The organism is Candidatus Competibacter phosphatis, from assembly GCF_012939995.1.
In the GTDB taxonomy this organism is placed as follows: domain Bacteria; phylum Pseudomonadota; class Gammaproteobacteria; order Competibacterales; family Competibacteraceae; genus Competibacter; species Competibacter phosphatis.
Genome location: NZ_SPMZ01000036.1, coordinates 14,168 through 28,729 on the forward strand (window position 1 = coordinate 14,168; position 14,562 = coordinate 28,729).

Genomic DNA, 14,562 nt, shown 5'->3' on the forward strand with positions numbered 1-14,562 from the left:
GGTCGAGTCGACTCTCCCCGTCGACAAACGCCCGGCCGTGCCGGCCGAACCGACCCCAGTCGCCGCCGGCAAGGTCCAGCAGACGGTCGCCGAACCGACCCCAGTCGCCGCCGGCAAGGTCCAGCAGACGGTCGCCGAACCGACCCCGCCCACCGATGAGGACAAGATCGGGATGGCCGAAGCGAATCCAATCCAGGATTCCGACGCGCAACCGCTGGAGGCCGATGGCCGCAAACGAGTGATTATCGAAGGGGTGAGCCCAGTAGTCGACGCGGGTCGGTTTCCCATAAAGCGGGTGGTGGGCGAAACCGTGGTGGTGGAGGCCGACGTCTTTACCGATGGCCACGATTCGCTGTCGTGCGTGTTGCAATATCGCCGGCGGGGCGGGACCGAATGGCAAGAAGCGCCGATGCATTCTCTGGTCAACGACCGCTGGCACGGTGAGTTCCAGGTACTGGACGTGGGACTTTACGAGTACACCCTCTGCGCCTGGGTGGACGCCTTCAAATCCTGGCGGCACGATTTGCCCCGCTGGGAGCAAGCCGAGGATATCGCGCTTTCCCTGCGGGTCGGCGCGGAACTGACCGAGAAGGCCAGCCGGCGCGCGACCGGCGCCGACGCCCAGTGGCTGGCCAAGCGCGCCACAGCGCTGGCCGGCGATCAGGATCTGGACTATCGCCGCCAGTTGGGTTTGGACGAGGAACTGGCCAGGCTGATGCATCGCCACGCCGACCGCCAGTTGGCGATCCAGTACGAAAAGACCCTGGGATTGATAGCTGAAGACGAACGCGCCCGCTTCAGTACCTGGTACGAGCTGTTCCCGCGTTCCTGCGGTGCCGCGCCCGGCAAGCACGGTACCTTCAGGGATTGCGAAACCTGGTTGCCGCGACTCGCCGCCATGGGCTTCGACGTGCTGTACTTCCCGCCGATCCACCCCATCGGCCGGATCAATCGCAAGGGCAAGAACAACACGCTCACGCCCGGACCGGACGACGTCGGTAGCCCTTGGGCCATCGGCGCCGAGGAGGGTGGCCACAAGGATATTTTGCCGGCGCTCGGTACGCTGGGAGATTTCCACCATCTGGTGCGCAAGGCCCGGGAGCACGGCATCGAGCTCGCCCTGGACATCGCCCTGCAATGCGCGCCGGACCATCCTTACGTCAAGCAGCACCCGGACTGGTTCCGCTGGCGGCCGGACGGCACGGTACAGTACGCCGAGAACCCGCCCAAGAAGTATCAGGATATCTATCCCTTCAACTTCGAAACCGACGACTGGAAGGCGTTGTGGGAAGAGATCAAGAGCATCTTCGAATTCTGGGTCGAGCAGGGCGTGCGCATCTTCCGGGTGGACAACCCTCACACCAAGCCCTTCGCGATGTGGGAATGGCTGATCGCCGAGATCAAGAAGACCACCCCGAACGCCATCTTCCTGGCGGAAGCCTTCACCCGGCCCAAGGTCATGCACCGCCTGGCCAAATTGGGCTACACCCAGTCCTACACCTACTACGCTTGGCGCAACACCAAATCGGAGCTGATCGAGTACCTGACCGAACTGACTCAGGGGCCGGGCCGCGAATACTTCCGGCCGAACTTCTGGCCCAACACCCCGGATATTCTGACCGCCGCCCTGCAGTACGGCGGCCGTCCGATGTTCATGTCCCGGCTGGTGCTGGCGGCGACCCTGACCGCCAACTACGGCATTTACGGCCCGGCCTTCGAAATGATGGAGCACCTCGCCGTCAAGCCGGGCAGCGAGGAATATCTGGATTCGGAGAAATACCAGATCCGCCATCGCAGCTTCCAGGAATTGGACGGACCGAACAGCCTGCGCGACTTCATCGCCTTGCTGAACCGCATTCGCAAGCGCAATCCGGCGCTGCAAGCCGACTGGAGCCTGCGGTTTCACGAGGTCGATAACGAGCAGATCGTCTGCTACAGCAAAACCACCGACAAGCACGCCAACATCATTCTGGTGTTGGTGAACCTGGATCCCAACTACACGCAGTCCGGTTGGACCGGTTTGGATCTGGCGGCGCTGGGAGTGGATCCGAACCAGCCGTTTCAGGTGCACGATCTGCTGACGGGTGCCCACTACATCTGGAACGGGCCGCGCAACTACGTCGAATTGAATCCGCATCGGATGCCGGCACATGTGTTCCGCATCCGCAGCAGCCTGCAAACGGAACAAGATTTCGATACGTTCAGCGGCTAAGGAGGAGAAGATATAGATGGCTCAAAAACCCAAGGGCTGGACCGGTGTGGAAGACCCGTTGTGGTACAAGGATGCGCTGGTTTATCAGTTACACGTCAAGGCGTTTGGCGACAGTGACAACGATGGGGTCGGCGATTTCCGCGGCTTGGTTCAGCGCCTGGATTATCTCCAGGATTTGGGCGTGGACACCCTGTGGTTGTTGCCGTTCTATCCTTCGCCGCTGCGGGACGATGGCTACGATATTTCCGATTATCAGAACGTTCATCCCCAGTACGGCACCCTGGCCGACTTTCGTGCTTTCGTCCGCGAGGCGCACGCGCGGGGCCTGAAGATCATCACCGAATTGGTGATCAACCATACCTCCGATCAGCATCCCTGGTTTCAGGCCGCGCGCCGCGCGCCGCGCGGTTCGCCGGAGCGGAATTTCTACGTCTGGAACGACGACGACAAGAAATTTCCGGAAACCCGCATCATCTTCACCGACACCGAAACGTCCAATTGGGCCTGGGATCCGGTGGCGCAACAGTATTACTGGCATCGTTTCTTTTCGCATCAGCCGGATTTGAACCACAACAATCCGGCGGTGGTGAAAGCCGTGACCAAGGTCATGCGGTTCTGGCTGGACCTGGGCGTGGACGGGGTGCGGCTGGATGCCATTCCCTATCTGTGCGTGCGCGAGGGCACCTACAACGAAAACCTGCCGGAAACCCATGCGGTGATCAAGCAAATGCGGGCGGTGGTGGACCGGCATTATCGCAGCCGCTTGTTCCTGGCCGAGGCCAATCAGTGGCCGGAAGACGTGCGCGACTACTTCGGCGACGGCGACGAGTGCCACATGGCCTACCACTTCCCGCTGATGCCGCGCATGTACATGGCCGTCGCTCAGGAAGACCGTCATCCCATCGTCGATATTCTGGAACAAACCCCGGACATCCCCGACAACTGCCAGTGGGCGATCTTCCTGCGCAACCACGACGAACTGACGCTGGAAATGGTCACCGACCGGGAGCGGGACTACATGTACCGCACCTACGCCGCCGATCCGCGCAGTCGGGTCAACGTCGGCATCCGTCGCCGGCTGGCGCCGTTGATGGACAACGATTCCAGCAAGATCAAATTGATGAACAGCCTGCTGTTGTCGATGCCGGGCACGCCGATTTTTTATTACGGCGACGAGATCGGCATGGGCGACAATTTCTATCTCGGCGACCGCAACGGCGTGCGGACCCCGATGCAGTGGAGTCCCGACCGCAACGCCGGTTTTTCCAAGGCCGACCCCCAGCGCTTGTATCTGCCGCCGATCATGGACCCGATCTACGGGTACGAAGCGGTCAACGTGGAAGCGCAGCATCGCGCGCCGGCTTCGCTGTTGAACTGGATGAAGCGGATGATCGCCGTACGCCGGACCTGCCAAGCCTTTGGCCGTGGCCGGCTGGAGATGCTACGGCCTGGCAACCGTAAGATTTTGGCCTACGTTCGTGCCCATGCCGACGAAGTGATTCTGTGCGTGGCCAATCTGTCGCGTTCCGCCCAGCCGGTGGAACTCGATCTGGGCAAATACAAGGGCATGGTTCCGGTGGAAATGATGGGTCAGAACCCATTCCCGCCGATTGGCGAGCTGCCCTACCTGCTGACCCTGCCCCGCTACGGGGTCTACTGGTTCCGCTTGAGTTACGCCGCGCCGCCGGTGTGGCACGAAGACCGGTTGCCCGGTGGCGACCTGCGGATTTTGGTGCTGTTCCAGGGTTGGAAGAGCTTCTTCGTCGACCAGGTCGAGCCCAGCCGGCGGGAAATGGCCATGAACCTGCACGAGCGGCTGACCCGGCAGGTGCTGCCGGAGTTTTTGCCCACCCAGCGCTGGTTCGCCGGCAAGAGCGGGCGCATCGAATCGGTCGAGTTCGACAACTACGACGTCTGGGTCGATCAGACCGAATGGGTGTTGGCCCGCGTTCGGGTCTGGTTGGCCGAACGGCCGGAGCCGCAGGATTACGGTTTGCCGATGGCGCTGGCCTGGGAAGACGATGGCGAGGAGAAACTGCGCCCGCTGTGGCCCTACACGCTGGCGCGCGTCCGGGTCCGTGCCCGGATGGGCCTGCTGTACGACGCCTACGCCAATGAAAAATTCACTCAGTCCATGTTGAAGATGATGGCGCGCAACACCCGGATACCGCTGGGTGGCGGCTGGCTGAAGTTCTCCTCGACTCGCATCTTCCACAGTCTGGCCGGCGACCTGCCGGAGATGTTACCAGTCAAGCGGCTGGCGCTGGATAGCAGCAATACCACGCTCAATGTCGGCGACCGGATGCTGCTCAAGGGCTATCGACGGTTGCGGCCCGGCATCAATCCCGAGTTGGAGATGGGTCGATTCCTGACCGACGTCGCCGACTTCGGTAACGCCGCGCCGTTGGCCGGTGCCCTGGAGTACGAAGACAAGGACGGTAATGTCATTGCGCTGGCGATGTTGCAGGGCTTTGTCGGCAATCAAGGCGACGCCTGGACCTACACCCAGGATTACCTGAAACGGTTCCTGGACGACTGCGTGCAGCAACCGGAGACGGTGCGGGAAGCCGGCGATGGCGTGCATGCGCTCTATCTGTTGTTCGCCAACACCTTGGGTCGGCGCACGGGCGAATTGCATCGGGCGCTGGCACTGATCACCGGCGACGCCGCTTTCGACCCCGAACCGATCTCGCCGGCCGATCTGAGCGGCTGGATCGAGCAGATTCGGCGGGAGGCGACCACCACGCTGGAGCGGTTGGAACAGGCGCAGTGGCGATTGGCGGAACCGGCGCGCTCCCTGGCTGGCTGCCTGCTGACCGCGCGCGAGACCATCATGGCTCGGTTGGACCAACTGGAGATCGCGGATTCGCTGCCGATGAAGACCCGCTTCCACGGCGATTACCACCTCGGTCAGGTATTGGTGGCCAAGGACGATGTCATCATCATCGACTTCGAGGGCGAGCCATCGCGGTCGCTGGAGGAGCGGCGCCATAAAAACTCACCGTTGCGGGATGTGGTCGGCATGCTGCGTTCGTTCAATTATGCCGCGCACGCCGCCTTGCGGCAGTCAACCGCCGACGGCACCACCAACTGGGAAGAGCTTGCATCTTACATCGGCGATTGGGAGCGGCTGGCCCGAACCGCATTCCTGGAGAGTTACGCCGAAGCCCTGCGGGATTGCCCGAGCTATCCGACCGATCCCGAGCAGGCCAAGGCCTTGCTGGATTTGTTTACGCTGGAGAAGGCCTGCTACGAACTGCGTTACGAATTGGATAACCGCCCCGACTGGGTTGCCATCCCGCTCGGGGGTTTGTGTGAACTACTATCACTCGAAACGAAGGATGTGCCGCGATGAAACAACCGAAAATTCTGGCCTTTGTCATGGCGGGCGGCGAAGGTGCTCGTCTGAGTCCCCTGACGGCCTACAATTCCAAACCGTCGCTGCCGTTCGGCAGCCGCTACCGCATCGTGGATTTTGTGTTGAGTAACCTGCTCAATTCGGGAATTCAGTCGATCTACATGTTGGTGCAGTACAAGTCCCAGTCGCTGATCGAGCATGTGCGCAAGGCGTGGGTGGTATCGCCGATGCGGAACGAGGAATTCGTAACCGTGGTGCCGCCGCAGATGATGCGCGGCGGCGACTGGTTCCAGGGCACCGCCGATGCTGTATATCAGAATATTAATTTGATTCAGTTACATAACCCCGATCTGGTAGTGGTGTTCGGCGCTGATCACATTTACCGGATGGATCTTCAGCAGATGGTGGATTTCCATCTTGAGCGGGAGGCCGATGCGACCGTCGCCGCGCTGCCGGTGCCGATCGCCGATGCCAGTTCGTTCGGCGTCATTGACGCCGATCACGCGGGTCGAGTCAGCGACTTCAAGGAGAAGCCAGCCAACCCGCCATCCATGCCCTCCGATCCCACCCGCTCCTACGCCTCGATGGGCAACTATCTGTTCAATGCCAAGGTGTTGGTGCAGGCGCTCAAGGAAGCCAACGAGCGCGGCGAGCACGATTTCGGCCACCATGTGTTGCCGAAGCTGAAAGATACCCATCGGGTGTTCGCCTACGACTTCGCCACCAATAAGGTGCCGGGGACCAAGCCCTACGAAGAGCCGGCCTATTGGCGCGATGTCGGCACGCGGGATGCCTACTTCAATGCCCATCAGGATCTGCTGGGCGAGACGCCGCGCTTCGACATGTTCAACCCGCAGTGGCGGATCTTTTCCAGTAACTATCAGGGGCCAGTAGCGCGCTTGATGGACGCCAAGATTTACAACAGCGTGATCGCCGCTGGTTCAATGGTGCGTCAGGCCACCATCGTCAATACCATCATTCGCCGCGAAGTCACGATCGAAGACGATGTGGAGATCGAGGATTGCTTGATTCAGGATTACGTCCATATCAAGCGTGGCGCCCGACTGCGGCGCGCCATCATTGGCGGTTACAACGTGATCGAGGCGGGCACCCGCATCGGCTACGATCTCGAACAGGATCGCAAACTATACGAAAGTGACCCAGGGTGGTATTACGGTGGTCGGGCCGGGCGAAGTCACTTCGGCCATGCGGGCGTTTAGCGAGTGAGGGCAGGGGGCGGGTCTCGGGTGTCCGGTTTTTTTCCATCCCGGTTTCCCGTCCCCTATTCCGTTATCCCCTTATAGGGATTGGAGCCGATGAGCAGTCCATCCAGCACCGTCGTCTGGCCCGGTCGGCCGTATCCACTGGGCGCGAATTGGGACGGCGAGGGCGTCAACTTCGCGCTGTTTTCGGAACATGCCGAGCAGGTGGTGTTGTGTCTGTTCGATGCGCGGGGTAAGCACGAAGTCGAGCAAATCCCCTTGCGCGAACAAACCGGCCGGGTCTGGCACGGTTATCTGCCGGACGCTCGGCCCGGCCTGCTGTATGGTTACCGGGTGCAGGGACCGCATCGGCCGGAGGAAGGTCACCGTTTCAACGCGCATAAGCTGTTGCTCGATCCCTACGCCAAGGCCATCGTCGGCCAGATTCAATGGAGCGATGCCCAGTTCGGTTACCGAATCGGCGGTCGCACCGAGGATCTGAGCTTCAGTACCCGCAACAGCGGACCGGGCATGCCCAAGTGTCTGGTGGCGGATACTGCCTTTTTCTGGGGTGACGACCGGCCGCCGCGCACGCCCTGGCACGACACGCTCATCTACGAACTGCATGTGCGCGGCTTTACCATGCGCCATCCCGATGTGCCGGCCAACCTGCGTGGCAGTTACGCCGGACTAGCCTGCGGGCCGGTGATCGATTATCTCAAGGCGCTGGGGGTGACGGCGGTGGAGTTGCTGCCGATCCAGTACTTCATCGACGAGCGTCATCTGCTGGATCGCGGCTTGCGCAATTATTGGGGCTACAGCCCGCTCGGCTATTTCGCTCCAGACCCGCGCTACGCCGCCACCGACAATCCGGTCGCCGAATTCAAGAGCATGGTCAAGTCGCTGCACTCGGCCGGCATCGAAGTGATCCTCGACGTGGTTTACAACCACACCGCCGAGGGCAATCAGATGGGTCCGACCCTGAGTTTTCGCGGTATCGACAATGCCAGTTATTACCGCTTGTCGCCCGAACATCCGCGCTACACCATGGATTACACCGGCTGCGGCAACACCCTGAACACCGCTCATCCCCGGGTGTTGCAGATGGTGATGGACAGCTTGCGCTATTGGGTGCAAGAGATGCATGTGGATGGCTTCCGCTTCGATTTGGCCGCCGCGCTGGCGCGGGAAGCGGACGGTACGATCGATCAGAACGGCACGTTCATGGACGTGATCCAGCAGGACCCGGTGCTGTCGCAGGTCAAGTTGATCGCCGAGCCATGGGACGTGGGCGAGAACGGTTATCAGGTCGGCCAGTTTCCGGTCGGCTGGAGCGAATGGAATGGCAAGTATCGCGACGTGGTGCGCGACTACTGGCGCGGCGAGGGCGGATTGATCGGCGAGCTGGCCTATCGCTTGACCGGCTCCGCCGATCTGTACCAGCACAATGGCCGCCGCCCGCACGCCAGCATCAATTTCATCACCGCCCACGATGGCTTCACCCTGTACGATCTGGTCAGCCACAACGAGCGCCATAACGAAGCCAACGGCGAGAACAACCAGGACGGCGATTCGCACAATCGCAGTTGGAACTGCGGGGCGGAGGGCGATACCAACGATCCGGCCGTGCTGGCGCTGCGCTTGCACCAACGGCGTAATCTGCTGACGACCCTGCTGCTGTCGCAGGGCGTGCCGATGTTGCTGGCCGGTGACGAGGTCGGCCGTACCCAACGTGGCAACAACAATGCCTATTGCCAGGACAACGAACTCAGTTGGCTGAATTGGGATCTGGCCTGGCTGCGGGAGAATCGCGAGTTGCTGGTGTTCACCCAGCACCTGATCCAGATTCGCCGCCAGCATCCCACGTTTCGCCGCCGGCATTTTTTTTCGCGGTATCCATGGCGACGGCGTCCGCGACATTCTTTGGTTCAACCCCGACGGTCGCGAGATCGACGACGACGAATGGACCCACGACTATGCCCGCTGTCTGGGGTTGTACCTGCCGGGCGATGGGCTGGGCGACTGGGACGAGCGCGGCCACGCGCTGGAAGACGACGATTTCCTGTTATTGGTCAATTCCTATCACGAGGAAATCTTGTTCATGCTGCCGATCCTGCGGGACGGATCGCCGTTTGATGTGCTGGTCGATACCGCACTGCCGCAGGGTCGTCCCGTCAACGGCGACGAGCACCCGGCCGAGGAACCCTATCCGGTGCAGGGCCGCTCGCTGGTGTTGCTGCGGCATCGCCGACGGCGGCTGTCCTGAACGATCCGATGGATTTCGACCCTCGATCACCAAGTTTCAGGCGATATTTGCCAACCCATTTTCGACCAGGAGTCCCGGTGCGCGAGAAAACTCGCGTACGTTGTCGGTGACTCACGCCATGGACCATTCATAGCCGAACGTCGTCCGGCGCTGGCAGTCCCGCATCCACATCGGGAAAATCATCTTCGATGGGTTCCAGCATCGCCAGCAGCTCCAGAAGATGGGTTGGTTCCTTTACCGGTTCCACGATCAGGCCCTCGCCGTCTTTGTAGAGAATGATTTCATCGCCCAGCAGCTCGAATTCATGTGGGATACGCACGGCTTGATGATGGCCATTGCGGAATAGGCGGGCGCGGCGTTTGATGATTTGAGGGTGGCATCTCTCGTGAATTGCATAGGCTGCGCTTGAAATCGCGTCAAACGGGAAGTGCGTGTCGACCTTTGCGACTGTGTGTTGAAGGATGGAGCGCAGACCGGTTCATGGATGCGTTAATCGTGGGATAGCTTGGGCTGGATTCGTTGTTTTACTCCAAGCGTATTATTTCCCGAATTCTATCTGTTGCGATCACCGTTCCCAATCGTTCAAACCGCTGCCGCTTCGCCGCGCGTGTTTTCACAAGGCATGTAGCGCGGATCGCCGGGTTCCAGCGGCTTTGCTGGGTCGCATTGTCGGTATACTCTGGCGGTATTTTGCACCATCGGGTTGATCTGTGGTTAGGATAAACTGCTTATATTATCCGTAATTATGCACCTTTCTCGCTAAAAGTAAGGACGCGAATCCTCATGCCTTTGTTGAGTATCGACAACCTCTCCATCGCCTTTGGCGCCGAAAAACTGCTGGATGGTGCCAGCTTCCAAATCGATCCTGGTGAGCGCGTCTGCCTGATCGGTCGCAACGGTGCCGGTAAAACCACCTTGCTGCGCCTGCTGGCCGGCGAGATTCAAGCCGATGGCGGCGAAACTTGGCGGCAACCCGGTCTGCGCGTGGCCACGCTGGCGCAGGAATTACCGATGGATACCACCGCTACCGTGTTCGAAATCGTTGCCGGTGGGTTGGAAGGATTGGGAGAGTTGTTGGCTGAGTATCACGAAGCTGCTCACCAACTCGCCGATGCGTCCACGCCTGAAAATCTGCGGCGCATGGAGCAGTTACAACATGAATTGGAAGCGCGCGACGGCTGGCGCTGGCAACAGCGGGTCGAAACCGTTATCAGCCGCTTGCAATTGCCGGCTGATACGTCACTCACCGAACTGTCCGGCGGCTGGCGGCGGCGGGTGCTGCTGGGTCGCGCGCTGGTCTGCGAGCCGGATTTGCTGCTGTTGGACGAGCCGACCAACCATCTCGATCTGGAAACCATCCAGTGGCTGGAACAAGAACTGCTGGAATTTCGCGGCGGATTGCTGTTCGTCACTCACGACCGCGCCCTGTTGCAACGGTTGGCCACCCGCCTGCTGGAACTGGATCGTGGCATGTTGACCTCTTGGCCGGGCGACTACGCCAATTTCCTGGAAAAAAAAAGCGGCGCTGCTGGAAGTCGAGGCGCGGCACAATGCCAAGTTCGACAAGAACCTGGCGCAGGAAGAAGCCTGGATTCGGCAGGGCATCAAGGCGCGACGCACCCGCAACGAGGGCCGGGTGCGGGCCTTGCTGGCCTTGCGTGAGGAGCATCGCCAGCGCCGCGAGCAACTCGGCAAGGCCAACATCGCGCTGGAGCAAGCGGAAACTTCCGGCAGGCTGGTGATCGAGGCGCGGCACGCCAGTTACGCTTGGCAGGACAAGCCGCTGATTCGCGACTTCTCGACCCGCATCATGCGCGGCGACCGGGTGGGCCTGATCGGTCCCAACGGTTCCGGCAAGACCACTTTGCTCAATCTGCTGCTGGGACGCCTGCGGCCGGATACCGGCGAAGTGCGCTTGGGCACCAAGCTGGAAGTGGCTTATTTCGATCAACTGCGCGATCAGCTCGATCTGGAACGGACCGTGCTGGACAATGTCGCCGGGGGTCGTGAGCACATCGAGATCAACGGCCAGCGCCGCCACGTCATCGGTTATCTGGGCGATTTTCTGTTCACTGCCCAACGGGTGCGCTCGCCGGTCAAATCGCTGTCCGGCGGTGAGCGCAACCGGCTGCTGTTGGCCCGGCTGTTCAGCCAGCCGGCCAACCTGCTGGTCATGGACGAGCCAACCAACGATCTGGATCTGGAAACGCTGGAACTGTTGGAGGAACTGCTGCTGGAGTACACCGGTACCCTGCTGCTGGTCAGTCACGACCGCACTTTTCTGGATAACGTGGTGACGAGTTGCTTGGTGTTCGAAGGCGATGGATGCATCCGCGAATATGTCGGCGGTTACAGCGACTGGCTGCGTCAGCGACCCGCTGCGTCGGAACCGGCTCCCGCCGTCAAACCGAAGCCTGCTGTCCCGCCCGCGCCGAAATCGTCAAAACCCGCCGCGTCAGGCAAGTTGAGCTACAACGAGCGGCGAGAATTGGAGCGATTGCCAGCACGTATCGAGGAACTGGAGCAACGTCAGCGGGAATTGCACGCCGCAACCGCCGATCCGACCTTTTACAAACAGGAAGCGACGATCGTCACGCAACGATTGGAAGAGTTGCGGATTTTGGAAGCAGAATTGGAAACTGCTTACGGACGTTGGGAGGAGTTGGAAGCGCGGGAATAGGAGAGGTGCGCCGCCGGGATGTAGCCCATAGGAATTATTGATTGACCCTATAGAGTATATGAATTCTTAATTTTCAGCGGGCGCGCTTATAGTTGGCCGGCACACTGTGCTTCCCGCCATAAGGAGACCCGCAATGCGTAATAAAAAAAATCCCGTTACTTGCCGCCTTGGCAATAGCCCTATCGCCGATCGCGACAATCAGCGTTGCTCATGCTCAAAATAAACCGATGTCGAACCAGGAATGGTGGCCCAAGCAACTGAACCTGCAGCCACTGCGCCAGCACAATGCCACGTCCAATCCGATGGGGAAGGACTTCAATTACGCCGAGGAGTTTAAAAAGCTTGATCTCGCTGCCGTGAAGAAAGACATCGCGGCACTGATGACCTCGTCGCAGGATTGGTGGCCGGCGGATTATGGTCACTATGGACCCTTCTTCATTCGCATGGCCTGGCACAGCGCGGGCACGTACCGCGTGGCCGACGGTCGCGGCGGCGCCGATGGCGGTCAACAACGTTTCGAACCGCTCAACAGTTGGCCCGACAACGTGAGCCTGGACAAAGCGCGCCGCCTGCTGTGGCCGATCAAGCAAAAGTACGGCAGCAAGATTTCGTGGGCCGATCTGATGGTCCTGACCGGCAATGTCGCGCTGGAATCGATGGGCTTCAAGACCTTTGGCTTCGCCGGCGGTCGTCAAGACGACTGGGAGGCCGATCTGGTCTATTGGGGTCCCGAAAAAGAGTGGCTTGGCGACGAGCGCTACAGCGGTGATCGCAAACTTGAAAACCCTCTCGCCGCCGTGCAGATGGGCCTCATCTACGTGAATCCGGAAGGACCGAACGGCAATCCGGATCCGCTTTTGGCCGCCAAGGATATTCGCGAAACCTTCGGTCGCATGGCGATGAACGATGAAGAGACCGTCGCGCTGATCGCGGGTGGCCACACCTTCGGTAAAGCGCATGGCGCGCACAAACCAACCGACTGCGTGGGGCCGGAGCCCGCAGCCGCGGGCGTGGAGGAGCAAGGCTTCGGTTGGAAGAACAAGTGCGGCAAGGGCAATGCGGAAGACACCGTCACCAGCGGTCTGGAAGGCGCTTGGAGCACCAATCCGGTTGCCTGGACCACGCAATATTTAGACAACCTGTTCGCTTTCGAGTGGGTGCAGACCAAGAGCCCCGCAGGGGCGATTCAATGGATTCCCGCGAATGGTCAGGCGGCCAATGCCGTCCCGGACGCGCACGACAAGTCCAAGCGGCATGCTCCGTTCATGTTCACCACGGACCTCGCACTGAAGTTCGACCCGAGCTATCGCCAGATCGCGGAGCGCTTCAGAAAGGATCCGAAGCAATTCGAGTTGGCATTCGCCAAGGCGTGGTTCAAGCTGACGCATCGCGATTTGGGTCCACGCACGCGCTATATCGGCGCTGAAGTTCCCAAGGAAGTGTTGATTTGGCAAGATCCCGTGCCTGTGGTCGATTACCCCTTGATCGACGCGAACGACATCGCGGCGCTCAAGGCTAAGATTCTCGCTTCCGGCTTGACCACCTCCGAACTGGTGAGAACCGCCTGGGCGTCGGCCGCTTCCTTCCGCGGCTCCGACTCGCGCGGCGGCGCGAATGGTGCCCGCGTTCGCCTCGCTCCGCAAAAGGATTGGGCAGCGAACAATCCGGTGGAGCTGGCCAAGGTGCTGAAGAGCTTGGAAGATATTCAACAGGGTTTTAACGGCGCGCAATCCGGTGGGAAGAAAGTGTCGCTCGCCGACGTGATCGTGTTGGGCGGCGCGGCGGCCATTGAGCAGGCCGCGAAGCAGGGTGGGCATGACGTCAAGGTGCCCTTCGCACCAGGACGCGCGGATGCATCGCAAGAGCAAACCGATGCGGCTTCGTTTGCCGCGCTCGAACCGACCGCCGACGGGTTCCGCAACTACTTCGGCGACAATAACCCGCGATCACCGGCGGAAATGCTGGTGGAACGGGCCAGTCTGCTGAATCTCACCGTTCCCGAAATGACCGTTCTGGTCGGCGGTATGCGCGCCTTGAACGCCAACACGGGACAGTCCGCGCATGGCGTGTTCACCGACCGGCCCGGCACGCTGAGCAACGACTTCTTCGTGAATCTGCTCGATATGTCGACGCAGTGGTCCAAGTCGGCCAAGACCGAGGGCCTTTACGAAGGTCGAGATCGCAAGACGGGCAACGTCCAGTGGACCGCAACCCCCGTCGATCTGGTGTTTGGTTCAAATTCCGAGCTGCGCGCGGTCGCGGAATTTTATGCGACCAACGACGCAAGCGAGAAGTTTGTGGATGACTTTGTCGCGGCTTGGACGAAGGTCATGAACCTCGACCGGTTTGACTTGTGAAGCAGGCGGAATAAGGTGCTCGAACGCCGCTGAAAGTCGGTTTGATTCCAGTGCCGATGCCTTCGGACAAAAGGGCCATCCAATCGGGTGGCCCTTTTTCGTTGGATCACGCTGGCCTAGCCTAGCTCGCACGCCTCATCATTTCTCGCACGGATGTCGATCATAACCCGCCGTCATATTTATGTATGATCCCCCAGGTGGTGTGCCATGAAACTACGAGAAATCCTGATTAATATTAATGCCTTAGAAGAAGAACTGCTCGCATTTGAACGTAGGCACGGCCAAAAAAACGGTTGAATCCGTCATGGCGACCGGTCACCACCTGCTGGCGCCAGTGAAAGCCCATCAACCGATCTTGTTCGAGCACCTGACCGAGACGTATCCGGCGCAACCCAAAAAGACCGGGTGCTTTGCCAGGAAACCGCCGATTAACTGTCCACCGCGACCCTTCAGGGACTCTAGCGTTGAACGGCCCTGGGATTTCCTT

The 14,562-nt window shown here is 60.4% G+C and carries 5 protein-coding genes and 2 pseudogenes; 6 read left to right on the forward strand and 1 reads right to left on the reverse strand.

The window, feature by feature from the left end; all coding sequences use genetic code 11:
- Nucleotides 1-172: 172 nt before the first annotated feature.
- From E4P82_RS12745 to glgX, 4 genes and pseudogenes are all read left to right on the forward strand, one after another.
- Nucleotides 173-2,212, forward strand: a complete 2,040-nt coding sequence (locus E4P82_RS12745) for an alpha-1,4-glucan--maltose-1-phosphate maltosyltransferase (protein WP_169249302.1) — start codon at nucleotides 173-175, stop codon at nucleotides 2,210-2,212.
- Nucleotides 2,213-2,228: 16 nt separating this feature from the next.
- The gene (treS, locus tag E4P82_RS12750) at nucleotides 2,229-5,567 is read left to right on the forward strand and encodes a maltose alpha-D-glucosyltransferase (RefSeq protein WP_169249245.1); all 3,339 of its coding nucleotides are present in this window, start codon (nucleotides 2,229-2,231) and stop codon (nucleotides 5,565-5,567) included.
- Nucleotides 5,564-6,790, forward strand: coding sequence for a glucose-1-phosphate adenylyltransferase (locus E4P82_RS12755; RefSeq protein WP_169249246.1), 1,227 nt, complete (start codon nucleotides 5,564-5,566; stop codon nucleotides 6,788-6,790). Before treS ends, E4P82_RS12755 begins: the two co-directional genes overlap by 4 nt.
- Nucleotides 6,791-6,886: 96 nt before the next feature.
- A pseudogene (gene glgX / locus E4P82_RS12760) lies at nucleotides 6,887-9,038 on the forward strand (glycogen debranching protein GlgX).
- A gap of 127 nt (nucleotides 9,039-9,165) precedes the next feature.
- Here glgX and E4P82_RS12765 read toward each other — a convergent pair.
- Nucleotides 9,166-9,357, reverse strand: a complete 192-nt coding sequence (locus tag E4P82_RS12765) for an antitoxin (RefSeq protein WP_246327574.1) — start codon at nucleotides 9,355-9,357, stop codon at nucleotides 9,166-9,168.
- Nucleotides 9,358-9,821: 464 nt separating this feature from the next.
- Here E4P82_RS12765 and E4P82_RS12770 point away from each other — a divergent pair.
- Nucleotides 9,822-11,718, forward strand: a pseudogene (locus E4P82_RS12770) (ATP-binding cassette domain-containing protein).
- Nucleotides 11,719-11,858: 140 nt separating this feature from the next.
- The gene (katG, locus tag E4P82_RS12775; RefSeq protein ID WP_312915009.1) at nucleotides 11,859-14,075 is read left to right on the forward strand and encodes a catalase/peroxidase HPI; all 2,217 of its coding nucleotides are present in this window, start codon (nucleotides 11,859-11,861) and stop codon (nucleotides 14,073-14,075) included.
- Nucleotides 14,076-14,562: the final 487 nt, after the last annotated feature.

Excerpts from the sequence above, each read along its gene's own strand:
- E4P82_RS12745 (WP_169249302.1), top strand. The coding sequence starts at position 173 with ATGGCCGAAGCGAATCCAATCCAGGATTCCGACGCGCAACCGCTGGAG.
- treS (WP_169249245.1), top strand. The coding sequence starts at position 2,229 with ATGGCTCAAAAACCCAAGGGCTGGACCGGTGTGGAAGACCCGTTGTGG.
- E4P82_RS12755 (WP_169249246.1), top strand. The coding sequence starts at position 5,564 with ATGAAACAACCGAAAATTCTGGCCTTTGTCATGGCGGGCGGCGAAGGT.